At 59.1% G+C, this 22,904-nt stretch carries 18 protein-coding genes and 1 pseudogene; 17 read left to right on the top strand and 2 right to left on the bottom strand.

Going from position 1 to position 22,904, the window contains the following annotated elements; genetic code table 11:
* The 7 genes and pseudogenes from FHT75_RS35245 to FHT75_RS35220 all read left to right on the top strand — a co-directional run.
* On the top strand, positions 1-250 hold a 250-nt coding region (locus tag FHT75_RS35245), incomplete at its 5' end, for a TrbI/VirB10 family protein (protein ID WP_281413889.1).
* 237 nt (positions 251-487) lie between these two features.
* Positions 488-2,524, top strand: coding sequence for a hydantoinase/oxoprolinase family protein (locus FHT75_RS35240; RefSeq protein ID WP_183845785.1), 2,037 nt, complete (start codon positions 488-490; stop codon positions 2,522-2,524).
* Positions 2,525-2,534: 10 nt separating this feature from the next.
* Positions 2,535-4,274 (top strand): hydantoinase B/oxoprolinase family protein, encoded by a 1,740-nt coding sequence (locus tag FHT75_RS35235; RefSeq protein ID WP_183845786.1) that lies wholly within the window; start codon positions 2,535-2,537, stop codon positions 4,272-4,274.
* A complete protein-coding gene (locus FHT75_RS35230; protein ID WP_183845787.1) occupies positions 4,265-5,905 on the top strand; it encodes an ABC transporter substrate-binding protein in 1,641 nt (546 codons plus the stop codon). The genes FHT75_RS35235 and FHT75_RS35230 overlap by 10 nt, the downstream gene beginning before the upstream one ends.
* A gap of 26 nt (positions 5,906-5,931) precedes the next feature.
* Positions 5,932-6,885, top strand: a complete 954-nt coding sequence (locus FHT75_RS35225; RefSeq protein ID WP_183845788.1) for an ABC transporter permease — start codon at positions 5,932-5,934, stop codon at positions 6,883-6,885.
* Positions 6,882-7,700, top strand: a pseudogene (locus FHT75_RS36190) (ABC transporter permease); the annotation flags it as partial. The gene FHT75_RS35225 and the pseudogene FHT75_RS36190, both read left to right, overlap by 4 nt.
* 75 nt (positions 7,701-7,775) lie before the next feature.
* Complete coding sequence (locus FHT75_RS35220) at positions 7,776-9,620, top strand: ABC transporter ATP-binding protein (protein ID WP_246713044.1); 1,845 nt, start codon at positions 7,776-7,778, stop codon at positions 9,618-9,620.
* Between the two features lie 121 nt (positions 9,621-9,741).
* On the opposite strand, the gene FHT75_RS35215 is transcribed toward FHT75_RS35220, so the two are convergent.
* A complete protein-coding gene (locus FHT75_RS35215) occupies positions 9,742-10,656 on the bottom strand; it encodes a LysR substrate-binding domain-containing protein (RefSeq protein ID WP_183845790.1) in 915 nt (304 codons plus the stop codon).
* A 286-nt stretch (positions 10,657-10,942) separates the two neighbouring features.
* Here FHT75_RS35215 and FHT75_RS35210 point away from each other — a divergent pair, with 286 nt between their 5' ends.
* Entirely contained in the window at positions 10,943-12,502 is a 1,560-nt protein-coding gene (locus FHT75_RS35210) for an ABC transporter substrate-binding protein (protein ID WP_183845791.1), read from the top strand.
* Positions 12,503-12,530: 28 nt separating this feature from the next.
* On the opposite strand, the gene FHT75_RS35205 is transcribed toward FHT75_RS35210, so the two are convergent.
* Positions 12,531-13,418, bottom strand: coding sequence for a LysR substrate-binding domain-containing protein (locus FHT75_RS35205; protein WP_246713042.1), 888 nt, complete (start codon positions 13,416-13,418; stop codon positions 12,531-12,533).
* Between the two features lie 105 nt (positions 13,419-13,523).
* Here FHT75_RS35205 and FHT75_RS35200 point away from each other — a divergent pair, with 105 nt between their 5' ends.
* The 9 genes from FHT75_RS35200 to FHT75_RS35160 form a co-directional block, all read left to right on the top strand.
* Positions 13,524-14,633: an NAD(P)/FAD-dependent oxidoreductase gene (locus tag FHT75_RS35200; protein WP_409564244.1), complete on the top strand. Its 1,110-nt coding sequence runs from the start codon at positions 13,524-13,526 to the stop codon at positions 14,631-14,633.
* Complete coding sequence (locus tag FHT75_RS35195; RefSeq protein ID WP_183845794.1) at positions 14,614-14,913, top strand: (2Fe-2S)-binding protein; 300 nt, start codon at positions 14,614-14,616, stop codon at positions 14,911-14,913. The genes FHT75_RS35200 and FHT75_RS35195 overlap by 20 nt, the downstream gene beginning before the upstream one ends.
* On the top strand, positions 14,910-16,289 hold the full coding sequence (locus FHT75_RS35190; RefSeq protein WP_183845795.1) for an NAD(P)/FAD-dependent oxidoreductase: 1,380 nt from the start codon (positions 14,910-14,912) through the stop codon (positions 16,287-16,289). Before FHT75_RS35195 ends, FHT75_RS35190 begins: the two co-directional genes overlap by 4 nt.
* On the top strand, positions 16,286-17,407 hold the full coding sequence (locus FHT75_RS35185) for an NAD(P)/FAD-dependent oxidoreductase (protein WP_183845796.1): 1,122 nt from the start codon (positions 16,286-16,288) through the stop codon (positions 17,405-17,407). Before FHT75_RS35190 ends, FHT75_RS35185 begins: the two co-directional genes overlap by 4 nt.
* Positions 17,404-18,345, top strand: coding sequence for an ABC transporter permease (locus FHT75_RS35180; protein ID WP_183845797.1), 942 nt, complete (start codon positions 17,404-17,406; stop codon positions 18,343-18,345). Before FHT75_RS35185 ends, FHT75_RS35180 begins: the two co-directional genes overlap by 4 nt.
* On the top strand, positions 18,342-19,220 hold the full coding sequence (locus FHT75_RS35175; protein ID WP_183845798.1) for an ABC transporter permease: 879 nt from the start codon (positions 18,342-18,344) through the stop codon (positions 19,218-19,220). The genes FHT75_RS35180 and FHT75_RS35175 overlap by 4 nt, the downstream gene beginning before the upstream one ends.
* Positions 19,217-21,079: an ABC transporter ATP-binding protein gene (locus tag FHT75_RS35170; protein ID WP_183845801.1), complete on the top strand. Its 1,863-nt coding sequence runs from the start codon at positions 19,217-19,219 to the stop codon at positions 21,077-21,079. Before FHT75_RS35175 ends, FHT75_RS35170 begins: the two co-directional genes overlap by 4 nt.
* A 108-nt stretch (positions 21,080-21,187) precedes the next feature.
* A complete protein-coding gene (locus FHT75_RS35165) occupies positions 21,188-22,249 on the top strand; it encodes an NAD/NADP octopine/nopaline dehydrogenase family protein (RefSeq protein WP_183845799.1) in 1,062 nt (353 codons plus the stop codon).
* 378 nt (positions 22,250-22,627) lie between these two features.
* Positions 22,628-22,904: autoinducer binding domain-containing protein (locus FHT75_RS35160; protein ID WP_183845800.1), on the top strand; the 277-nt coding region annotated here is incomplete at its 3' end.

Here is a 22,904-nt window from a genome sequence, read left to right as displayed (position 1 = left end):
CTCGGCGGTTATGATCGCGCTGATCGGGACCGGCATCGACATGGCGGTTCCCCAGAGCTCGATGCTTGCCACCCAGGATACGGCATCCGACGCAGCAAGGCGAAATTTTGCTGAGACCTTTGGGCGAGTGGCCGACCGGACGATCCAGCGGAATATGGACGTGCAGCCGACGTTGCAGATCCGACCGGGCTACAAATTCAATGTCCTGGTAGATCAGGATATTGTCTTTCTGGGTTTTTATAAGGGATAGGTAGCTTGTCGTTGTGAAGCGTTGAACCCCCCTCACTCCACGTCTTCTATCATGATTTTTCGGTTAAGAATCCCGCGGCAAGCGTCCAACCGGTCTGAACTCCGCCGTCATCCGCCTACGCGGTATAACCCCACAGAATATATGCCCTTAAATTTCGACTTGGACTAATGGCCCAGAATGAGAAAAGTATGGGGCAATGAAAAAACATGGCCATGTCGTGGTCAATGAGGGGCTTTAATGCGAAGAATTGGAATAGACGTAGGCGGCACATTTACTGATTTCGTCGTGCAGAATACGGCCGACGGGACAGTCCAGTATTACAAGCTGCCCTCAACCCCCGCCGACCCGTCTCAGGCAATCCTTGACGGTCTCGGTCGGATTGTGGAAGAGTTCGGTTTTCCGGCAAGTGAAGTCGACTACATCGGCCACGGCACGACTGTCGCAACCAACATGATCATCGAGGAGAGAGGCGCTCCGACTGGCCTCCTCACGACGCGTGGCTTCAGGGACGTGCTTGCGATCGGAAGACAGAACCGCCCGTCGCTCTACGATACGACAGTTCCCAAGGCATCGCCACTTGTCGAGCGCTATTGCCGGCTTGAGGTAGACGAGCGGCTTTCGGCGACCGGTGACGTCGTCTTGCATCTTGACGAGGAACAGCTGCGACGTCAGGCAGAGCTCCTGAGGCAGTCTGGCGTGGAAGCAGTAGCAATCTGCTTTCTCCACTCCTATCGAAATCCCGTACACGAAGAACGGGCGCTTGCCGTAGTCCAGAGCGTAATGCCCGATGTGTATGTCAGCATATCTTCGAAGGTCCTTCCTGAATTCCGGGAGTACGAGCGGACCTCAACAACAGTTCTCAATGCCTATGTCGGTCCGAAGATGGATCGATATCTCAGCCGCCTGAGTGGCGGTATCTCGGACATCGGAATTCCAGTCGCACCGATGACCATCCACTCGAACGGCGGCGTGTTGTCGCTCGAAAGCGTTCGCCGCCTGCCGGTGGCGACCTGTTTGTCGGGGCCAGCGGCGGGTGTGGTTGGTGCGGCCATGGTCGGTGCACGCGCGGGAATGCCCAATCTCGTCACCTTCGATGTCGGAGGGACGAGCACCGACGTGGCGCTGATCCTCGACGGTCGCGCGCTGTTCACTTCGGGCCGTCTTGTCGCCGATCACCCAGTAAAACTGCCGATGGTCGATATTCACGTGATCGGTGCGGGCGGCGGGAGTATCGCCAGTGTCGACGATGCTTCGGCGTTGAAGGTCGGGCCGCGCAGTGCTGGCGCCGCACCGGGTCCAGCCGCCTATGACAAGGGCGGCACGATGCCGACGCTGACCGACGTCAATATTGCGCTCAATCGGCTCGATCCCGTCGCTTTGCTGCGCGGACGGATGCCCATCAACCGTGAGCTGGCGATTAGGGCGATCAAGGAAAACGTCGCCGATCCGCTAGAGCTGAGTACTGACGACGCAGCTTACGGCATCCTGCAGGTGGCGATCGCGAACATGAGCCGGGCCATCCGTGCGGTGACGACGGAGCGCGGTTACGATCTGGATGATCTGACGCTGTTCGCCTATGGCGGCGCCGGCCCGCTTCATGCGACGGAAGTGGCCCGCGAATGCGGCATCAAGCGCATTCTCATACCGCAAGAACCTGGCACGATGTGCGCACGCGGCGCCTTGCTCTCGGATGTCAGTCTCGATTTCGTAAGAACATGCTTGGCCATGGTCGATGCGAAAAGCTGGACGCAGGTCTGGGCGCTGCTGCGCGAGTTGCAAAAAGACGGCGCGGTCTGGCTTGCCGGCGAAAAAGTCCCGGAAGAGCACCGCCGGTTCAATCTAGCGGTGGATGCCCATTATCGGGGGCAGAACTTCGAGATCACCGTCCCGGTCAACGATATGAACGAGAGCGGTCTGGATATCTTCCAGAAGAAGTTCGGCGAAGCCCATCAGGCCGAATACGGCTACGACATTCCCGGCCGCGACATCGAGATCGTCAACTGCCGCGTTCAGGCGATCGGCGTCACGACAAAGTTCGAACCCGCGCCGCATCAGGGGGGCACATCCATCACCGATGCGCAGATTGGACATCGCCCCGTGTTTTTCGGGAAGGAAGGCTGGCTCGACACGCCGGTTTATGACCGCGCCGCTCTTCCGGTCGACTCGCCTCTATTCGGCCCCGCGGTGATCGATGAGATGAGTTCGACGACGATCGTTCTTCCAGGCCAGCAGGCGGCGGTCGACGCCGCCGGCAACATCATCGTTCAAGCATAAGGCTCTGCCCATGACTTCGGCTCTCAACACTTTCGGTCCGGCGCGCAGGTTCGATGCGATCGCCATGGAGATCTTCACGAACCGCCTGCTCTCGATCACCGAGAACATGGCGATCAACATGATGCGCGCCTCGTTCTCGACGCAGATCAAGGAACGGCGGGACTTCTCTGTTGGACTCTTTGACGCGCGTGGCCGCCTTCTTGCCCAAGGCACGCATATTCCGCTGCATCTGGGGTCGCTGATGGGAAGCATGCAGGCCGTGCTGGAGGCCTGCCCGGTTTCCGAGATGGTCGAAGGCGATGCCTTCATCTGCAATGACCCCTATCTCGCAGGCGGCACCCATCTTCCCGATATCTCGGTGGTTACACCGATCTTCATCGACGGAGCGGTCAGGCTGTTTGCAGCCAACATCGGGCACCATTCGGATGTCGGCGGCGCGGTACCCGGATCGACATCGGCGAAATCAGCAACGATCTTTGCCGAGGGTATCCGTATTCCGGCGATGAGGATCGTGCGCGGCGGAAAGGTCGATCACGAACTGATCCGCCTGATCGCAACAAATTCGCGCCTGCCGGAAGAGCGACAGCTCGATCTCAACGTACAAGTTGCCGTCAACCTGAAGGGTGGGGCCGCGGCCAAAAACCTGTTCATCAAGATGGGTCTGGATGAGGTCGATCGCGCGATCGACGACGTACTCGATTACACCAATCGGCGCTTGCGTCGTCGAATTTCCGGTCTCAAGCACGGACGTTACACGTTCTCGACGCAACTCGATGATGATGGAAACGGCGGAGATCCGGTTCCGATCAAGGTGACCGTCACCGTCACGGACGACCAGCTTCACTTCGATCTCGACGGAACGGGACCACAGGCGCGTGGGGCATTGAACGTCTCGACCAGCGCGCTGCGCGCTACGGTCTATTACAGCGTCAAAGCCCTTCTCGACCCTGAGCTGATGCCGAACAGCGGCATGTTCGAAGCCATCACGATCGAGGCTCCGAAAGGCTCCATTGCCAATCCGATCCATCCGGCCGCCTGCGGCGCAAGATCGATCACCTGCCAGAAGATCGCCGGCGCGGTGTTTGGCGCCTTCCGGGGCCTTCTCCCCGAGAACAGGATCATCGCCTCCGGCAACGACGTTCTCCCCTCCATCAACTTCTCAGGGACACGGGCCGGTAGCCAGAACCTCTACGTCTGTGGCGAGGCTCTCGGCGGCGGCGCCGGAGCAAAGGCCGATCGGGATGGAATGGACGGTGTCCATGTTCACGTCACCAACAGCCTTAATCTTCCGACCGAAGCTCTTGAAAACGAGTTTCCGCTGTTAGTCGAGGAATACGGGCTCGTGAACGATTCCGGCGGTGCTGGACGCCATCGGGGCGGATTGGGCATTGCCCGCCAGATCCGGGTTTTTCAGGACGGGACGATATTTTCCGCGCGCTCCGATAGTCACAAGAAGGGGGCCGAAGGCGCGCTTGGAGGTCTCGAGGGAGGTCGCGGCACGCTGACGCGCAACCCCGGTCGCGAGGATCAGGAGGTTCTGCCCTCCAAGGTGGCCCACATTATCCTGAAAGCGGGCGACAGCATGCGTCTCGAGACGCCAGGTGGCGGCGGGTTCGGCCTTCCAGCCGAACGCCCGACTGCGGAGCTGGCGAAAGACCTCCGCGACGGGGTGATTTCTGAAGGTGCTGCCATGCGCGACTACGGCAAGGAGAAGACAGAAGAAGCGCTGCACAGCCTGCAGTGCACCTGACCGAGCGTCGGCCTATGTGCCGAAGCCGAGTAGAAATCAAACAAAAAACAAGGAGTGGAACGATGTCGCATGCTCTATTTGATCTAACCGGGAGATTTATTTCAAACCGTCGCAGCTTCCTCCTTGGAAGCGGTGCGATTGGAGCGGGACTGCTCGCTCCAGGTCTACTCGCTCGTTCCGCACGAGCGGCTACGCCCGGGACGGTGACCTATGCACTTTCCGCCTATCCACCAAACCTCAGGCCCTTCGAGCATTCCGGCGCTGCGGCGCGAACTATAAAAATGCTTCTGTTTCGGGGGCTAGTCACCTTCAACAGTGAGGGGAAAATCCAGCCGGAACTTGCCGAGAGCTGGGAACTGACCGACCCGCGCACCTATCTGTTCAAGCTTCGCGCCAATGCAAAGTTTCAGAACGGGGAGCCGGTCACCGCGGATGACGTCAAGGCGTCGTTTGACGCAATTCGTGCCGAGAAATCGACCGCTTATCTCCGCCAGTATTTCCAGGAGATCGAGAAAATCGAGGCTGTCGGTCCAAAAACGGTTCGTATCACATTGAAGCGGGCGACGCCGTCGTTTATTGCAGTCCTTGCCAGCCCTCACGCTCCTATCGTTTTTTCCAAACAGATGGACAAGCCCGAGGCGATGATCGGCGCCGGACCCTATAAGCTTGAGTCGTCTGAGAAAGGCGTATCGCTCGTTTTCAAGGCCCGAACAGATTTTTACAAACCAGGCCTTCCGAAGACAGAGAACCTCCGGTTCGTCGTCTACGCCGACGATAGCCTTCGAGTGGCCGCTCTTGAAGCGGGTGACGTCGACATTATTGAGTACGTACCCGCTCAGAGCATGAAAAGCCTTTCCGAAAAGCCTGGCATACAGATGCAGTCGGCCCTCGGTCTCTTCATGTACATGGTCTTCAATCTGAAGCAGGGACCGTTCACCAATCCCCTCGTTCGCCGAGCCGTAGCGCATGCGATCAATCGCGAGGACCTGGTGAAGGGAGCGTTCCAAGGTTTTGGCAAGGCTCTGGACGGCGTGCCGCTTCCAGAAGGCTCTCCCTACAGGGTCTCGGAACTCGAACATCTGTGGCCTTACGATCCCGACCGTGCCAAGGCTCTTCTGAAAGAGGCCGGTGCAGAAAACGTTCAAGCAACGCTTCTCGCCACCAGCACCTATAGCTTCCACAAGGACCCGGCCGAGATCATCCAGGCGCAGCTTTCGTCCATCGGCATGAACATCAAGCTCAGCCTTCCCGAATGGGGCGTGCGTGTCAGCCAGGGCAATGAAGGCCGTTATCATTTCGCGATCAATGGCGGGGCATCGGAACTTGGCGATCCGGATGAATTGACATCACTCCTCGGCTCGGGCGGAGAGTCCTATCGCCGTTCGGTCGGACTTGCCGATCCGAAGCTGGATGACCTTCTGCTGCACGGCCGCTACGAGAGCGATCAGGCAAAGCGGGTTCAGATCTATGCCGACCTGCAGCGTGCCGTTCAGGAAATCACGCCGGTTACGTTCCTCAACTATCGTACGCAGGCCTATGCCCTGCATGACGGTGTCAAGGACTTCAAGAGCCTTCCGGATTTTCTGATCAACCAGTCGGGCATCGCGTTCGACGAAGTCTATATCGGGTGAGCGCGCGCTCAGAAGGGTAGAGCGCGATGCTCAGTTATATAGTGAGAAGGAGCGCGGTGGCGGCCGCAATGATTTTTCTGGTCGCCACTTCGGTCTTCATGATCCTGCATGTGGTTCCGGGAGATCCGGTCGAGGTCATGCTGTCCGCGGACGGTATGGAGCCTGACCCCCAGGCAGTCGCCGAGATGCGGTCGCGTCTCGGTCTCGACCAGCCACTGCACCAGCAATATGTGAACTATCTGTCCAGGCTCAGCCGGGGAGATCTCGGCCGGAGCTTCCAGGACGACGAGGACGTCCTTGGCAATATCGCACAACGATTGCCAAGGACGCTAGAGTTGATCGGAATGGCAACGCTTCTGTCGCTGATCGTCGGCATCCCGTTGGGCGTGCTGGCAGCCCGCAAGCGCGGAACATGGATCGACCGCATCCTGGGCGGGGCGACCAGCTTTGCCCTGTCGATCCCGACCTTCGTGCTCGGAACCGTCTTCGTGCTGGTCTTCGCCCTGATGCTGCGCCTCGTGCCCGCTGGCGGGTTCGTCCCGTTCAGCGTCTCGCCACGGACACATCTGATCCTGTTGTTGATGCCCTCGGCTGCCATCGCCGTCGGCTTCTCCGCGGTGATCATCCGCATGACCCGATCGACCGTACTCGATGTCCTGCAGCAGGACTGGGTGCGCACCGCGCGTGCCAAGGGACTGCAAGAGCGACGGGTGCTACGCCGCCACGTGGTGCGCAATGCACTCGGCCCCGTCCTGACGGTGACCGGGCTGCAAATGGGCACAATGCTCGGAGGCACCGTCCTTGTCGAATACATCTTCAACTGGCCCGGAATGAGCGGCTTCCTCGTAAGGGCCGTCGAGAGCCGGGATTATCCGGAGGTCCAAGGTATCGTTCTGGTGACAGCATCGCTGTTTATCCTGCTCAACCTGATCGTGGACGTTCTCTATTCCCTTCTGGACCCGCGGGTGCGTAAATCATGAGCCGTCTTTCTTTGATCTGGCACAGTGCCAAATTCCGTCATCTAGCCTTGCCGTCGGCCGCTCTTTGTCTGCTCGTGCTCGTCGCTGTTCTAGCACCGGTCATTGCTCCCACAGATCCGCTCGCCATGGATATAGGCGGGCGTCTCGCGGCGCCTTCGGCAAGCCATTGGCTCGGACAGGACGAGTTCGGCCGCGATGTGCTTAGCCGCCTGCTTTACGGCGCCCGCGTCTCGCTCAGCGTCGCGATCGCCACAGGCCTCGTAGCGGCTGCCATCGGGATTGCCGCCGGCCTGGCCGGGGGCTATTTCGGCGGCTTGGCCGAAGTGCTGACCGTGCGTGTTGCCGAGTTCATGCTGTCATTCCCTCCGATCCTGCTGGCTCTCCTCGTCATCGCCTTCACAGGACCGGGTACACTCACCCTCATCGCGACGCTTTCCGTATTCTATGCGCCGGAGTTCGCGCGCATCGCCTATGGCGAGGTGCGTTCCGTCAAGGAGAAGGAATATGTCGAGGCGATGCGCTCGCTCGGCGCCGGACCGTTGCGCATCATGCGAAAGACGATCCTTCCCAATATCGCCGCACCCCTGTTCGTCCAGTTCTCGCTGGTCGTGGCGTCTGCCATCGTGGTGGAGTCCGGTCTGAGCTTCCTCGGCCTCGGCATCGTGCCGCCCACGCCGTCCTGGGGTCTGATGATCCGCGGAGCGCGGAGTTATCTCGAACTGAATCCGATGGGCCTCGTCTGGCCCTGTGTCGCTCTCGTCGTTACGATCTTCATCGTCAACGCATTGTGCGACACGATCCGCGACGTCTTCGACCCGCGCACCACCAAGCTCAAGCCTTTCCCCAATAAGAAGCGCGAGAGCAATGTCTCCAAAGACACGGCCGCGCCCATGCCTTCGGACGTTCAGCTTTCGGTGGAAGGTCTTCGGACCGAGTTCGCGACACCGTCCGGTGCGTTTGCCGCGGTCAATGGCGTGTCGTTCAATCTCAATCGGGGTGAGACGCTCGCCGTGGTCGGAGAGTCGGGTTCCGGCAAGTCGGTGACCAGCCTGTCGATCATGGGCCTGCTCCCACATAAAGTCGCACGCATCGCTGATGGCAAGATCAGGTTCGCCAGCAGCTCCGGCAAGGTCCATGACCTCGCTCGTGTCTCCGGTGAGTCGGCTCGTTCGCTGCGGGGCGGCGACATGGCGATGATCTTCCAAGAGCCCATGACCAGCCTGAACCCGGTCTACAGGATCGGGCAACAGATTGCCGAGGCCGTTTTGGCACACCAGGACTGTTCACGTCGTGAAGCGCGGCAGATCGCACTGGAGATGTTGCGCAAGGTCCATATCTCGGATCCTGAGCGGCGGCTCGACCAGTATCCCTTTGAACTGTCGGGCGGGATGCGTCAGCGTGTGATGATCGCAATGGCGCTGGCCTGCAAACCGAAACTTCTGATTGCTGATGAGCCGACAACGGCGCTGGATGTAACAATCCAGGCGCAGATCCTCGAACTCATCAAGGAGCTGCAGAAGGAAGAGGATATGTCTATCCTCTTCATCACCCATGACATGGGCGTGGTTGCCGAGGTCGCGGACCGCACCGTGGTAATGTACAAGGGCGAAGCGGTGGAAGCGGGGCTTACCTCCGAGATATTCGCCCAACCGAAGCATCCCTATACACGTGCACTACTCTCGGCCGTGCCAAGACTTGGCGCGATGGAAGGACGCAAGCGCCCGATGCGCTTCCCGATCGTCGATCGCGTCACCGGCCAATCCGACGCGCCGGCAGAAGTGCCCGACACCGTTCAGGAAACCGCGCGGCCTGTCCTAGAAGTCAAAGGGCTCACGACGCGCTTCGATATCCGCGGTGGCGTATTCTCTTCGGTCAAAGGTAGAGTGCATGCCGTCGAGAATGTCTCATTCGACCTCAAGGCCGGCGAGACGCTCGCTCTTGTCGGGGAGTCCGGCTGCGGCAAGTCAACAACCGGGCGGTCGATCCTGCGCCTTGTCGAGCCGCGCTCAGGATCGGTCATGCTGGATGGCGTTGACATACTCAAACTCAACGAGACCGAACTGCTTGAGCAGCGCAAGCGCATGCAGATGATCTTTCAGGATCCCTTTGGCAGCCTCAATCCACGCCAGAACGTTGGCGCCGCCATCGCCGACCCCTTGATCATCAACAAGCTCGCAACACGCGCGCAGGCAAAGGATAAGGTCGCAGAGTTGCTGACCCGCGTCGGATTGCAGCCCGACATGGCCAGCCGCTTCCCGCACGAATTCTCGGGGGGCCAGCGGCAGCGCATCTGCATCGCCCGGGCGCTTGCTCTCGAGCCACGCATGATCGTCGCTGACGAGGCGGTCTCCGCGCTTGACGTGTCCGTCAAGGCGCAGGTCGTGAACCTGATGCTCGACCTGCAGGCGGAAATGGGCCTTTCCTATCTCTTTATCAGCCACGACATGGCCGTGGTCGAGCGTGTAAGCCACCGTGTGGCCGTCATGTATCTCGGCGAGATCGTCGAGATTGGACCGCGCCAGGCGATCTTCCAGAACCCGCAACATCCGTACACCAGGCGGTTGCTGGCTGCAGTACCGATCGCAGATCCCGCGCAGCGCCTGCAAAAGCGCTCCATCTCCAATACCGAGCTAAGGAGCCCCGTAAGGCCTGCGGACTACGTGCCAACCATCCGTCAGTACAGCGAAGTGTCGGCAGGCCACTTCGTCATGAAACAGGACGAAGAATGGCAATGAAAAACTAGGGGCGTGATGCGCATACCCCCGCACTCCGGTCGCAACTGCCGCGGCCGGGGTCCTTTCCTTATTATCCTGGCGACGACTTTATTCACTTTGGACCGAGTGAACGAGATCTGGCTTAACCATCAACGATTTCCGCGAACACTTGTGCTGTCGCCAACTGCGCCTGTGCGATGAACGCATCAACAAGTCTGGCATCCCGGGTCTCCCGAGACCGGCTGAGCACCATCCCGTAGGAGATCTCAGGTCGGAATGGCCGGGTGATGACACGACCCCTGACCGGATGTGCAAGCAAGGGGTGAACGATCGAGATTCCGTGTCCGGCGGCGACGAATTCACAAACCGTCGGCGCGGTCCCGGCCTCCATCACGATGTCCACGTTGACATTGTGAGCCTCCAGTGCCGCCTCTACCAGTTGCCGCGTCTGGCTTTCCGGGGCAAATGAAACGAACCTCTCGCGGTTGAGGTCCGATGGATTGATCTCGGTCTTTTCCGACAATCCATGACCCGGGGGCATTACACAGACCATGGGACTGTCATGCAAAGGGCTGGATGCCAGATTGGGGTTATCGAAACGCTCACTGATGATTCCGATATCGATCTGCCTCGTTGCCAGCCAGTCGGCTATATATCTCGATGCGCCGTCCTTTACGATGACGTATGTTTTAGGGTGTGCCGCGAGAAAGTCGGCTATGACGCGCTGAATGAACTGGCCGGAAAGCCCTGGCATTACGCCGATCGTCAGTCGTCCTTGCTCTTCACGACGAATGGATTCTGCCGCCCGCTCCAATTGCCTGACGCCGGCGAAAATCCTCTGTACTTCGTCATAAAATCGCATTCCCTGCTTGTTCGGCAACAATCGACCGCGCTGTCTGTCAAACAATTGCAAACCGATATCGGTCTCCAGATGGGCGAGTAACTTGCTTGCCGCAGGTTGGGAAATCCCCATCAACTCGGCTGCCCGGCTTACCGAACCACATTCGATCGTTGCTTTGAATGCCTCAATTTGCCGAAGATTTACTTGCTGGGCCATTTCGATCTACCTGCACTGCTCTGCGATCTTAAACGGGAGAACTGCGATGTTCGGGATTACCACAGTGGATAACGCGAACAGCATTACCGGACAACGTGGGCATTATCGCATTATCTTCAACCGTACAAACGCGAGTTCGTCGCGGTTCCATGTACCTTAAACGATCGCTTCGGTTGAAAAAGTACGCCGGTATAACCGCTGCGAATAGGCCACCCAAAATAGCGACTTTGACACTTATGAAGATTACCAAATAATCCGTCCAGAAAATAAAACTAAGGAGCGGAACATGTCACAAAAATTCGGGAAGAGTATTATCGCCGCGGTTGCGGCCTCGATGTTGACGGGATGGATTGCGCCCGGGATTGCCGATGCTGCAACACTCAAGGTTGCGGTGGGCGCCGCCGATATTTCCACGCTCGATCCTGCCAGGGCAAGCAACACGCAGGACGTCGCGATTGTCTCGTGGATTTTCAACGGTCTCGTTCGATTTGCCCCGGGAAGCGCCGCTCCGACGAAGATTGAACCGGATATCGCCGAAAGCTGGGTAAGCTCTCCTGACGGCCTGGTCTGGACATTCAAGCTTCGCAAGGATGTCAAGTTTCACGGAGATTATGGAACGGTCTCCGCGGACGATGTCGTGTTTTCGCTGCAGCGCGCCAAGAACCCCGACACCTCTTCCTTTTCGAGTGACTATGCTGCCTTCAAATCGATCGAGGCCGTCGATTCATTGACTGTCCGCATCACGCTCAGCGAACCCGTCCCCGGGTTCCTCGGCTTGGTCGCCAATTATCATGGTGGCAACATCGTGAGCAAGAAGGCGGTGGAGGCTCTTGGGGCGAAGTTCAAGACGACGCCGATCGGGACAGGCCCATTCATGTTCGACAAGGCTGTCACGCAACAGTCGGTTTATCTGAAGGCTTTTTCTCGCTACTTCCGGGGAGCACCGAAGATCGACGACATTCGTGTCGATCTCATTCCGTCGGACTCCAGTCGGGAACTGGCGTTCCGCTCCGGTGAACTCGACTTGATCTACGGCAAGCGTGAACAACGCTGGGTCGATCAGGCCAAGGCCTGGGATAATGCCGTAGTCGACATCTTCGCGCCGGGTGAATACCGCACGGTGTTCATCAACATGGCGCGCAAGCCGCTCGACAATGTCAAAGTGCGAGAGGCCATCGCGCATGCGATCAATGTCGACCAGATCGTCCAGTTCGTTGGCGCCGGCGTCGCTCTCAAGGGCTGCTCGTCCGTACCGAACGACTATCTCGGCGAGGATTGCACCTGGACCTACAAATACAATCCAGAGGCCTCCAAGAAACTTTTGGCCGAAGCCGGATTCAAGAACGGCCTTACCTTGTCAACCGTGGTCTCGTCCAGTTCAGCCCAGCAGCCGATCATGGAGGTCATTCAGGCGCAATTGGCGGAAGCGGGGATCAACATGCAGATGAAGGTCGTCGATCATCCGACCTACCATGAGCAAATCCGCAAGGATCTCAGTGATCTGGTCTTCTATGGTGCGGCCCGCTATCCGGTCGCGGACAGCTACCTGAGCCAATTCTATCAATCTGACGCCGCGATCGGTAAACCGACCGCAGTCACGAATTTTGCGCATTGCGACGCCGCGGATGCGGATATCAGCGCAGCGCGGACAGCCGCGACGGATGAAGAGAGGTTCAAATTCTGGTCGGCAGCGCAAAAGAAGATTTACGATCAGGTTTGCGGTGTTCCCCTTTTCAACCTGATGCAGGTCTGGGTACACGACAAGGCGTTGAATTACGGCTACGAACTCAAAGGCTCCCTGAACCTTGCGCCGCCGATCACGGAACAGACAACCCTCAATCGATAGCGTGTACGCGCTTGAGATCGGGGCTTTTTCATAGTCTGAGCTTTGGCGAGAACGCTGCCGCGTGCACTTCCTCAACGAAATTCTCCACAAGCTTGCTGTTTCGGGCGCGGACCGGTCGAATGATGCCGTAGTTGAAATCGATGACCGGCAGAAAAGGCCTTGTCGTGATTTGATCGCCGGCAGATTCTAGCGCGATTGGATCTGCAACGGTCACTCCGAGCCCCGCAGCCACCAGCGCCGCGACATTCGGCGCGGTTGTGGCCTCGATGACGATCTTCGGCCTGTGCCCGAACCGCTCAAAGGCGGCGTCCACCTTGCTGCGCATCGTGCCTGTGAGAGCAAACGCCACAAATGGCTCATCCTTCAAGTCATCGGGATTAAGCTCCGGTTTTTCAGATAGCCTGTGGCCAGGCGGCAGAGCCACGATCGCAGGAGGACATCGCAAAGGGTCAACAATCGCTGATGGATGCTCAAGGCCGCTGATCACAAGCGCCAGGTCGAGACGGCGAAGCAGGACCGCTTCCGTCAGGAACTGGGAACTGCGGGCCTCGATCGACACGAATACGTCCGGATGACGCTTTTTGAAGTTGGTGATCACCCGGGCGATGAAGGGTCCGGATAACGCCGGCATTGTCCCGATCAGCAGGTGGCCGTGTTCTTCCCGGCGGATGGCATCAACGGCCCGGGCGAGCTGATGAACACCCCCAAACACGCGCTCCACTTCTTCGTAGAGACGCATCCCTCGACCAGTCGGAACCAGCCGCCCACTTTCTCGCTCGAACAGTTGCAAGCCGGTATCGGCCTCAAGGTCCTGGATCAGTTTACTTGCGGCGGGCTGCGAGATGCGAAGCACTTCGGCGGCTCGACTAACCGTTCCTGCTTCCACGACGGCCATCAGCGCCTCAAGCTGACGCAAGCTTGGCTCCCTCATCTATAACCTCCGGGAATACACCATAGAAATAAAGGACTTTGACTTTCTACCCTCGATTCCTAATCTCGGCAATAACCAAGGAGAATGAGGGTGAACTCGGATATTATAGTTGTCGGTGGCGGTGTCGTAGGAGCGGCGCTGGCATACGGCTTTGCAAAGAAGGGGCTAAGTGTTCTCGTACTCGACGGCGAGGACGGCGACATGCGTGCTGCCCGAGCCAATTTCGGGCTCGTCTGGGTACAGGGAAAAGGCGCAACGGCACCTGCCTACCATGGTCTGACCCGACAAAGCGCTGATTTGTGGCCGGCATTTCTGCAGGAATTGACGGGCTCCAGTGAGGCGCGCGTCGATTACACGCGACCGGGCGGCTTGTTTTACTGTCTCAGTGACGGCGAATACGAAGCGCGTGATGCGTTGAACAGGCGTATGCACAATCAGGCTGCTTATGCAGATACCACAATGGTCGAACGCCGCGAGCTGGAGCGGATGATGCCGGCGGTGACCTTCGGCCCTGATGTGGTTGGCGCCAGTTATTGTCGGGCCGACGGTCATGTAAACCCGCTACAACTACTTGCAGCGCTGCAACAGGCAATCGTTGCGCTGGGAAGCAGGATCCTTTTCCGCAGCACGGTGGGATCGATCAACCCCGAGGGGCACGGGTTCGTCGTCAACGCGATGTCCGGCAGCTTCAGGGCACCGCGGGTCGTCGTTGCTGCAGGTTTGGCAACGCCGATTTTGACGGAGCCACTGGGTTTTACAATTCCGCTGAGATCGGAACGTGGTCAGTTGCTGGTCACGGAACGGTTGGCGCCGATCCTGCCCTATCCGGCAAGCGGGTTGCGGCAGACCGCCGACGGTACGGTCATGATCGGTGCGACGAAGGAAGATGCAACAGACCGGGGTGTCTCCGTCGCATCCGCCACGAAACTCGCTCTGCGGGCGACAAGGATTATTCCGGCTCTCAGCGCGGCGCGGCTCGTGCGTCAATGGAGCGGCTTTCGGGTCATGCCCCCGGACGGCTCGCCGATCTATGCACAGTCCGAGCGCTATCCCGGTCTCTTTGCGGCGGCCTGTCATTCCGGCGTGACGCTGGCCGCCGCCCATGCCGCGATCGTGGCGCCCGCGATGATTTCGGGAAGGTTGTCTGGTGACCTCGCCGCTTTTTCAAATGGAAGATTCGATGTTCAGAAGTGTGCTTGAGCGGCCGGGTGTACCGTCCGACATGACCGTGCTCGTGAATGGGGTCGAGACCCCGGCCTGGGACGGAGAAACCGTGGCCAGCGTGCTGCTGCGGGTGCCCGACGCCGGGAGACGCTCTCCCGTCAGCGGGAAACCGCGGCTTCCCTATTGCCAGATGGGTGTCTGTTTCGAGTGTCTGGCGATCGTGGACGGGGTTGCATCCTCGCAAGGTTGCCTGGTTCCGGTCCGGCCCGGAATGCAGATCGAAAGCCAGCGCGGGCCGCGGGAGATTTCCCCATGAGCTACGATGTCGCGATTGTAGGCGCGGGTCCGGCCGGCATGTCCGCCGCGGTGCGCCTACGTGCTCTCGGCGCTTGCGTCATCGTCATCGATGAGCAGCCCGCGCCTGGCGGTCAGGTCTTCAGGGGTATCGAACGCAACGCCGCAAGTCCGGTTTTCCCGGCGCTTGGCGAAGACTACGCGAAAGGGGGCGCCCTTGTCGCCGCTTTCAGGGCGTCAGGCGCTGAATACCTGCCGTCGACACAGGTCTGGCAGATCGAGGACGGATGGAACCTGTTTTTGACGACGGGAGGCACGGCACGGCGCATCACCGCTCGCTCTGTGTTGCTTGCCAACGGCGCGCAGGAACGGCCGGTCCCCTTCCCCGGCTGGACCTTGCCAAACGTTATGACGGTCGGCGCAGCGCAGATACTGCTGAAGTCAGGCGGCATGTTGCCAGAGGGGCGGATCTGGATTGCCGGTGCAGGCCCCCTGCCGCTTCTCTACGCGACACAACTTCTCAACCTCGGCGGCCGCATAGCGGGATACCTCGATACCTCAACGACACCGAAACTCTCGGCCTTGGTCCTGCTGCCCGGCGCGTGGCGTGAGTTCGGTAACCTCTTCAAGGGATTGCGGTGGCTCCGTAAAGTCAGACGCAGCGGGATGATGGTGAAGGGGTTTTCGGATCTGCGAGCGGAAGGCGAAGAACGTCTTGAGCATCTCACCTGGGAAGCGACGGGAAAGCGCCACCGGGTAGAGGCCGATGTGCTACTGGTTCACGAGGGTGTCGTCCCCCGCATTCACGAAACGCTTGCGCTGAAATGCGACCATATCTGGAATGAGGAACAGGGGTATCTGGCGCCAAAGCTGGACGGCTGGGGCCAAACCAGTCGTGAAGGTCTGTTTGTCGCCGGCGATGCAGGCGGAATCGGTGGATGGACGGCCGCGACTGTCTCTGGCGAGATCACAGCACTCGGAATTGCTGGGCAGCTCGGGATTGCGACAGATCCCGAGCACCTGCGCAGGACCGCGCATCTCGACAAGCGCCGAAAGCGGGCGCTTGCATTGAGACCATTCCTCGATGCAGTTTATCCTCCGCCTCGAACTCCTCTTGCAGACGACGTCATCGCATGTCGCTGCGAGGAGGTTACCGCCGGCGCCATTCGGTCGGCCGCCCGAAACAGCCCCCCCGACCCGAGCGCAGTAAAGGCCGCGACCCGCTGCGGGATGGGGCCATGCCAGGGGCGTCAATGCGGATATACGGTTCAGGCGCTTCTCGCGGAGGTGCACAACCTACCGGTCGGGAATGTCAGTTTCTTCCATATTCGCCCGCCGCTCAAGCCAATCACTCTCGGTGAAATTGCATCGCTGGAGAATACGGAGGGCGCGGCATGAGTACCGACGTTCTGATTATCGGCGGCGGTCTGCATGGGCTTTCCGCCGCCCTGCAGGCAGCAAGGCGAGGCGCCTCCGTCCAACTCGTCGAGCGCCACTTCGTTGGCCGACATGCGTCAGGAGCGACGGCCGCAGGTGTCCGCACGCTCGGACGGAACGTGGTGGAGTTACCCCTCAGCATCGAGGCCGCGGAAAGCTGGCATAACATGAAGGCGCTCGTCGATGACGACTGCGGCTTTATCGCGTGTGGCCAATTGCAGCTCGCTGAGGATGAACAGGCGCTGACGAAGATCGCCGAGCGGATTGCCCGTCTCGAGGCGATTGGGCTCTACCATGAGCGAATTGTCAATGCCGACGACGTGCAAGGGTTCTTGCCGGGCGTATCGCCCCATTGCGTGGGAGGGGCATGGGTGGCCGGGGACGGCTCGGCCGACCCGCACCGAACCATTCGGGCTTTTCGCGATTCCGCGAAAAAAGCGGGGGTAAAGATTACCGAAGAATGCCTCGTGACCAGCCTGACACGATTCGCCGGCCATTGGCGAGCCGAGACCACGCACGGCCCCTTTGAAGCGCCGCTGATCGTCAATGCCGCAGGCGCGTGGGCCGACCATATCTCGGCGCTCGCGGGCGACCCGTTGCAGCACGCGATCCGAACTTCGATGATGGTCGTGACTGAGCGCGTCGCGCCCAGAATCAAGCCCGTCGTCGGTTCCTTCGGCCGCAGACTGTCCCTCAAGCAGACATCGCAAGGAACGCTTCTCATCGGCGGCGGCTCTCAAGGAAAGCTGGCGGCTGACCGGCAATCAGCCACGGTCGATATCGCCGCACTCGCGCCCTCGGTACAGGCGGCGATCCGGGTCTTCCCCGAGCTGCAGGGCGTGCGGATGGTCAGGACATGGGTCGGCATGGAGGCCATGACGCCTGACCACGTCCCCGTGATCGGTTTCTCGCAGCAGGTCGAGGGACTGATCCATGTTTTCGGTTTTTCCGGACACGGATTCCAGCTGGTTCCCTCTGTGGGACGGGTTGTCGCCGATCTGATCTGTGAGGGTCACACAAATCACAATCTCGACGCCTTCCGTGCGAGCCGCGTCGCTATCGAAAGGGTTGCCGCATGATAGGTTATGCGATCCGAAGACTCCTTCTCGCCATCCCGACATTGATCGCCATGCTGACGATGGTTTTCGTCCTGGTGCGTCTGGTGCCGGGAGATGCCGCCGTCGCCATGCTTGGCGATCGGGCAAGCGACGCAACGCTGCAAGCGCTGCGAACCCAACTCGGTCTCGACCAGCCGATCGGCGTCCAGTACCTGAACTTCATCAAAGATATGCTCATGGGCGACTTCGGCCGCTCGATGGTGAGCGGGCGCACCGTCCTGGAAGAGGTGGCAACCGTTCTTCCCTATACGCTGGAGCTTGCCGCCGCGGCAATGCTGATCGGAACATTGCTCGGGGTTCCGCTCGGCGTCATCGCCGCCGTCCGCCGCGACCAATGGCCGGACTATTTCAGCCGCATTCTCTCGCTTGTCGGCCTCTCTTTCCCCGGCTTCGTCTCGGCAATCCTGATGCTCCTGGCTTTCGCCGTCTGGCTGCAATGGCTGCCTGTGATGAGCCGGGCCACAAGCGATCCGGTCAATCATCTTCGTAACCTGTTGCTGCCAGCGCTCAACCTGGGCCTGATCATGACGGCTTACATCGCGCGCGTCACCCGTTCCTCGATGTTGGATGTATTGGGCGAAGACTATATCCGTACCGCGCGCGCGAAAGGCGTTCGTCCGCGCAGTCTGATCATGCGGCATGCGTTGGGTAACGCGCTCATCCCGATCGTAACGGTCGTTGGCCTCTACTTCGGAACCCTCATCGGTAATTCCGTTCTCACCGAGATCGTCTTCACGCGACCCGGCCTGGGGAAGCTCATTCTAGGCGCGCTGCAGTCCCGCGACTACACCATGCTCCAGGGGTTGATGGTGGTCTTCGCGACCTTCGTCATCATCGTGAACACGGTGACCGATCTCATCTACGCCCTTGTCGATCCCAGAGTGAGTCTTGCCCAATGACCGACGCGACAGTTTCTCAGGCCGCGCCCCTGCGACAACCAAACCCCGTCCTGACGGCATTCCGTCGCAATCGATTTTCGTGGATCGGCATCGGCCTTCTGACGCTGATCATTCTGTTGGCGGTATTCGCGCCGCTTGTCGCGCCTTACGATCCTTTGAAGCAGAACATTCTTCATCGCCTGAGCCCGCCATCGGCTGAATTCTGGCTTGGCACAGACAGCTACGGTCGCGACGTCCTCTCGCGTCTTCTCTATGGAGCCCGCATATCGCTGTCGATCGGGTTCCTCTCCGTATTGATCGCCATGGTGGTCGGATCAGCGCTCGGAATCCTGGCAGGCTATATCGGCGGCGTGTTCGATCAAATCGTTATGGGTATCGTCGATGTCATGCTGTCGTTTCCAACCCTGCTGTTGGGTCTGATGGTCGCGGCAATGCTCGGCGCCAGCTTCGAAAACCTGATCATCGCGATTGCCATCACCGAGACTGCTCCATTCGCCCGCGTGGCAAGAGCCCCAACGATCGCCATGAAGCGGCGTGACTTTGTCGAGGCGGGCCGCTCGCTTGGGTTCTCGCCGCCCCGGATCATGGGCGTCCATATCCTGCCGAACATCCTGTCCGATATTGTCGTCGTCGCTTCGCTGTGGATGGCGTCCGCCATTCGCACGGAAGCGTCCCTGGCGTTCATCGGGCTCGGCGTCCTGCCGCCGACCGCAACATGGGGTGGCATGATCCGCGAAGGGTTCGAGAACATCCTGAGTGCGTGGTGGCTGGTTGTCTTCCCCTCGCTGGCAATCCTTCTGACCGTACTCGCCCTCAACATACTGGGAGACGCGCTCCGCGACGCGATCGATCCGAAGACAAGGAGCGCGCAATGACGTTACCTATTCAAGAAACTGTCGTCAGCGGAGCTCCGGTGTCTGCGGCTCCCGTCCTGTCCGTTCGCGACCTCACGACCTCGTTTAAGGTCGACGACGGCTGGAAGACCGTCATCCGTGACATTTCATTCGACATCGCGCCACGTGAGACGGTCGCGATCGTTGGAGAGTCCGGTTCGGGCAAGTCCGTCACCTCCCTGTCGATCATGCGCCTGCTCGCGCCCCGCTCGAGCCGCGTGGAAGGCAACGTGCTACTGTCCGGAAGAGACCTCCTGTCTCTTCCGGAAGAGGACATGCGTCAGATCCGCGGCAACGAGATCTCGATGATCTTCCAGGAGCCCATGACCTCACTCAACCCGATCATTCCGATCGGCAAGCAGATCGCCGAAGCACTCACGGTTCACAAGGACATTTCCAAAGCCGACGCCAGGGCCGAAGTCCTCAGGTTGCTCGAAAAAGTCCGCATCCCGAACGCCAAGGGTCGGTACGACGAATATCCGCATCAGTTTTCCGGCGGCATGCGCCAGCGCGTGATGATCGCCATGGCGCTCGCGTCAAAGCCGAAACTCCTGATCGCCGACGAGCCGACGACAGCGCTGGATGTGACCATCCAGGGCCAGATTCTTGACCTGATAAAGACCTTGCAGGAAGAGGAAGGAACGTCTGTCCTCTTCATCACCCATGACATGGGTGTCGTTGCGGAAGTGGCGGACCGAACGATCGTCATGTTTCGGGGCGATGTGGTCGAAACAGGAGCGACGGCCAACATCTTTCACCGTGGGAAGCATCCATATACGCGAGCGCTGCTTTCTGCCGTACCGCGCCTCGGTTCCATGGGTGATCGGAAGCTGCCGCTGCGCTTTCCGGTTCTTGACGCGAAGACCGGCGAACCACAGTTGCTGCCCGACGTCACGGACACTGTCGTCAGAAACAAGGCGCCGATCGTCGACGTTGAAGAACTGACGATGCGCTTCCATCTCCGTTCCGGCATGTTTGGTCGCAAGGCCGGCGCAGTACATGCCGTTGAAAACGTGTCCTTCAACCTTTTCCAGGGCGAAACGCTGTCCTTGGTGGGAGAATCGGGCTGCGGCAAATCCACGACCGGCAGGTCGATTACGCGACTGGTGAACCCGACAGGCGGAAACGTAGTGGTCGACGGACAGGACGTGATGAAGCTTAATCACGCTTCGTTGCGGAAAATGCGGCGTTCGATCCAGATGGTGTTTCAGGACCCTTATGCCTCGCTTAATCCGCGCCTGAGCATCGGATCGGCGCTGGTCGAGCCGTTTATTCAGCATCGGCTCGGCAGCAGCTCTCAGGCTCGCGACAAGGCCGCGGCCCTGATGGAAAAGGTCGGCCTGTCACCGAATATGATGCGGCGGTTTCCTCATGAATTCTCCGGCGGCCAGCGTCAGCGTATTGCGATCGCGCGTGCCCTCATGCTTGACCCAAAAGTGATCGTCGCCGATGAAGCGGTCTCGGCACTCGACGTCTCAATCAAGGCCCAGGTCTGCAACCTATTGCTCGATTTGCAGCAGAGCCTCAATCTCGCCTTCCTCTTCATCTCCCACGATATGGCCGTCGTCGAGCGCGTCAGCCACCGTGTGGCGGTCATGTATCTCGGCGAGATCGTCGAAATCGGGCCGCGCGCGGCCATATTTGAAGACCCGCAGCACCCCTACACCAGAAAGCTGATGGCGGCGGTGCCTGTGCCTGATCCAGTTCGCCGCAGGATCAGCCGAGGCATGGCTGGTGACGAGTTGAAGAGCCCGGTCAGGCCGATCGGATATGAACCACCTAAAAGGCAATACCGGGAAGTATCGGAAGGCCATCTGGTCAGGGTGGATGATACGAACTGATGCCACCCTGTTCCAAGCGACAGGGTTCGTCGAAATCATGAAATTCACGACATGCGCCAATGAATGGACCTAGTGGTTGGCTCGTCGTCAGAAAGGGTTGTATCAAAAATGAAAGTCGGAATCGCCGGCGCCGGTGCAATCGCAATGGGTTATGCGGCATTTTTGCTGCAACGCGGTCATGACGCGAGCGTCTGGTCTCCCTCTGGCCAGAGAACGAAAGCCTTGATGGAAGGCGCCTCGCTTACGGTTCGTGGGGCGATCTCAGGATCTTTCCGTCCCGGGATCTGCCGCGATGCGAAGGAACTGGCGGAAAGCGACGTGATAATGCTCGCTCTTCCGGCCTATGGACATCGTTTCGTTCTGGACGCTTTGCTCCCCCACATCGAACTGCGGCACACCGTCATCATCAGTGCCCATCTTTCGTTTTCGGCCCTTTTCCTCTCTAAGAAACTGGCAGACCGAGGGATGCAGATCCCCATCGTGGCGTGGAACACCACCGCTCTCACATCGAAAGCGCAATCCCATACCGAAATTCAGGTCGGAGCTATTCGGGGCAAAGTCGATATGGGGACAGTCCCTGCGTCCTTCGCTGATGAAGTCATGGGAACGTGCGAAGATTTATTCGGAGACCGTTTCGTAGTCAAAGACGATATCCTCACGATCGTTCTCAGCAACATCAACCCGCAAAGCCACCTCGCGACCGCTCTTTGCAACCTCACACGTATCGAACGGGGAGAAAGCTGGGGCCAAAGAGCCAACGTGACACCCGCCGTTGGCAGGCTCGTGGAAGCCCTTGATCGCGAGCGTCTGGCCATTGCTGCAGCTTTGGGAAAATCGGTTCCGTCTATCCTCGATCATTTCGCCAACTCTTTTGGAATTCGTGCTGAAACCGTTACTGAGGTTTCCAGCATTCTGGTCGAGAGCGGTAAAGATCCCATGGGGCCGAAGAACGTCGATACACGTTATGTGCTTGAAGACGTTCCATTCGGCCTGAATCCCGCGATCAGGCTCGCAGAACTGGCAAATGTAGAAGTCCCGCTTCACAGAAGCGGCGTGGAGATTCTCAGTGCTTGCTATGGCAGGGACTTTGCCAGCGACAACGACTTGCTATCCGAACTCGACTTCCGAAACGTACAAGCGATGCAAAATTTGATTTTGACGGGCTACTAATCTTTTGACGAGGCTCGCGAACTAGGTGATCGGCGATCAGAATGCAGGGCCCAACGAGGCGATTTCTCCATGCTAAACATATCTGCTCCTGCCCCCTGAGAGCAGCCGAAGGGTCAGTGACAGCAGGCGATTGGGAATAATCAATGGAGAAACAACCGCAATCCGTCGAGCGAACAGAACTATGTGACGACCCGCCTGATCTCACGGAGAAATACGGGCCGGTTGGTCTTAGAAAATCCACTCCCGGCATAGCAAGGGTTGGCTCCAGCATTATTAGGTCCCAAACTGAATGCATTCCATGATTGCTTTCACGCTACAGGTACAATTTTTAATGATCGCCTCGTGATCTGTCCCACCTGACAATTTACGGAGTAAAATATGCAACATTGGCTGGGCCAACTGATCGACCTTGCCGCGCTTCGGGGCGATGAGAATGTTCTCAAGGACGCTTTGACCCATCTTGCCCATCAAGCGGGTTTTTCCGGCTACGCCTATCTATACATCCGACCGGGCCACACGGTTGCCTCATCAAATTACCCATCCGATTGGCGGTCGATCTATTTCAAAAGAAAATTCGAGGCAATCGATCCGATCGTGAACCGCGCGAAGTCGATAAAGCGAGTGTTTGCGTGGAGCGGAGCGGAAGAAAGGCAAC

Origin of the sequence: Rhizobium sp. BK112, from assembly GCF_014193215.1 — a bacterium.
In the GTDB taxonomy this organism is placed as follows: Bacteria; Pseudomonadota; Alphaproteobacteria; order Rhizobiales; family Rhizobiaceae; genus Rhizobium; species Rhizobium anhuiense.
This window is presented reverse-complemented; position numbering and strand designations above follow the sequence as displayed.

Bases quoted from the DNA above. Each gene is read 5' to 3' on its own strand.
- FHT75_RS35240 (WP_183845785.1), top strand. From the start codon at position 488: ATGCGAAGAATTGGAATAGACGTAGGCGGCACATTTACTGATTTCGTC.
- FHT75_RS35235 (WP_183845786.1), top strand. From the start codon at position 2,535: ATGACTTCGGCTCTCAACACTTTCGGTCCGGCGCGCAGGTTCGATGCG.
- FHT75_RS35225 (WP_183845788.1), top strand. From the start codon at position 5,932: ATGCTCAGTTATATAGTGAGAAGGAGCGCGGTGGCGGCCGCAATGATT.
- FHT75_RS35220 (WP_246713044.1), top strand. From the start codon at position 7,776: ATGCCTTCGGACGTTCAGCTTTCGGTGGAAGGTCTTCGGACCGAGTTC.
- FHT75_RS35215 (WP_183845790.1), bottom strand. From the start codon at position 10,656: ATGGCCCAGCAAGTAAATCTTCGGCAAATTGAGGCATTCAAAGCAACG.
- FHT75_RS35210 (WP_183845791.1), top strand. From the start codon at position 10,943: ATGTCACAAAAATTCGGGAAGAGTATTATCGCCGCGGTTGCGGCCTCG.
- FHT75_RS35195 (WP_183845794.1), top strand. From the start codon at position 14,614: ATGTTCAGAAGTGTGCTTGAGCGGCCGGGTGTACCGTCCGACATGACC.
- FHT75_RS35190 (WP_183845795.1), top strand. From the start codon at position 14,910: ATGAGCTACGATGTCGCGATTGTAGGCGCGGGTCCGGCCGGCATGTCC.
- FHT75_RS35185 (WP_183845796.1), top strand. From the start codon at position 16,286: ATGAGTACCGACGTTCTGATTATCGGCGGCGGTCTGCATGGGCTTTCC.
- FHT75_RS35180 (WP_183845797.1), top strand. From the start codon at position 17,404: ATGATAGGTTATGCGATCCGAAGACTCCTTCTCGCCATCCCGACATTG.
- FHT75_RS35175 (WP_183845798.1), top strand. From the start codon at position 18,342: ATGACCGACGCGACAGTTTCTCAGGCCGCGCCCCTGCGACAACCAAAC.
- FHT75_RS35170 (WP_183845801.1), top strand. From the start codon at position 19,217: ATGACGTTACCTATTCAAGAAACTGTCGTCAGCGGAGCTCCGGTGTCT.
- FHT75_RS35165 (WP_183845799.1), top strand. From the start codon at position 21,188: ATGAAAGTCGGAATCGCCGGCGCCGGTGCAATCGCAATGGGTTATGCG.